The organism is Bacillus pretiosus, from assembly GCF_051294775.1.
Lineage (GTDB): Bacteria > Bacillota > Bacilli > Bacillales > Bacillaceae_G > Bacillus_A > Bacillus_A wiedmannii.
Genome location: NZ_JBPPHF010000611.1, coordinates 1 through 281, shown reverse-complemented (window position 1 = coordinate 281; position 281 = coordinate 1). Strand labels below are relative to the sequence as shown.

The window sequence follows — 281 nt, the reverse complement described above, 5'->3', positions numbered from 1 at the left end:
CAAGAAGCAAAACTATGGGATGCTATTTTCAAAGCTACTCGTGCGGATTTAGAAAATCCTGTGGAAGCATGGAAAGAACACGATAAAACGTTAGATACAAAAGTTGATTACTTAAACGAAAAGCATTATAAAGCCCTTCACTATACAGCTCCTGGAACAGATTTAACGATCGAACTTCCAGAAAAGCATGTATGGGCTGGTGCTGGTAGCTTACATGAAAAGAACGTACCATTTATGGCGAACATTCCAACTGAAGAAGTATTTACAATGCCACTTAAAAC

General features: G+C 38.1%; 1 protein-coding gene. It reads left to right on the top strand.

The genetic code is table 11. The features are described from left to right. A partial coding sequence (locus tag ACSG5Z_RS32375; protein WP_435712989.1) for an aminopeptidase occupies positions 1 to 281 on the top strand: 281 nt, incomplete at both ends.